The sequence below is a fragment of the Mesorhizobium sp. M7A.F.Ca.AU.002.02.1.1 genome, from assembly GCF_003998535.1.
GTDB classification, from domain to species: domain Bacteria; phylum Pseudomonadota; class Alphaproteobacteria; order Rhizobiales; family Rhizobiaceae; genus Mesorhizobium; species Mesorhizobium ciceri.
Window position 1 is genome coordinate 1 of record NZ_RZPB01001345.1, and the last position, 822, is coordinate 822.

The 822-nt window shown below is 65.2% G+C and carries 1 protein-coding gene and 1 pseudogene; one reads left to right on the forward strand and one right to left on the reverse strand.

Translation table 11 applies throughout. From position 1 onward, the window contains the following. On the forward strand, positions 1–689 hold a 689-nt coding region (locus tag EN879_RS37615; protein WP_281034634.1), incomplete at its 5' end, for an AsmA-like C-terminal region-containing protein. Positions 690–707: 18 nt separating this feature from the next. Here the strand turns inward: EN879_RS37615 and EN879_RS37620 are convergent. Next, positions 708–822 (reverse strand): annotated as a pseudogene (locus EN879_RS37620) (putrescine ABC transporter permease PotI); the annotation flags it as partial.

Consider the following 822-nt stretch of genomic DNA (forward strand, 5'->3'; position numbering starts at 1 on the left):
GGCCGATCCAGCTCGCCGACGTCGCCGCCACCGCACAGGTCAAGGATGGTCTGTCCGTCTTCGACATCTCCGATGCCTCGGCCTTCGGCGGCAACATCCAGACCAGCCTTCGCTTCGATCGCAAGCCGGAAGGCTCGCAAGTCGAAATCCGCCTTCTGGCGTCCGACATCGACGGCGGTGCTTTCGGCACGGCGGCAGGGATGACGCGGCTGGTGCCGGTCGGCACGGGCACCGTCTCGGTGATCCTCAAGGGGCCGGGCAGAACCTGGGATTCCATCTTCGACAATGCCGACGGCTCGGTCTCGGCGACCTTCGGGCCGGGTGCGTTGAGCAAGCTCAACCTGCCGGCCTTCCTCAAACATACCGAACAGGGCGGCTTCTTCGCGCTCGACGATGTCTCCGACGCAACATTGCCGATCGACGGTGCCGAGATCAAGGCAACCATTTCGAAGGGCGTGGCGCGAATCGACAAGGCCGAGGCCAATTCAGCGAAGTACAAGATCTGGCTGTCCGGCATCGCGTCCTACGCCGGGCGCGGACTGGCCTTGTCCGGCGGCGTCATTCAGCCGGATCAGGCGGCAACGCAGGCCAACGGCCAGCAAGGCCCCAACCAGTCGTCGTTCTTCGTCGGCGGAACCTGGAGCACGCCGTTCATTTCCCCGATCAGCCGCGGCGTTTCGGGGGAATAAGCGGTCGCGTTTTCGTCTTCAGCCGCGTTGCGCGGCCTGCTCGTCGAGCTGGCGCTGCACCTCACGCCGCTTGTTGGCAAGCGAGGCGATGATGACGCCGATCGCCACGACGGCGATCAGGATGGTGCAGGCG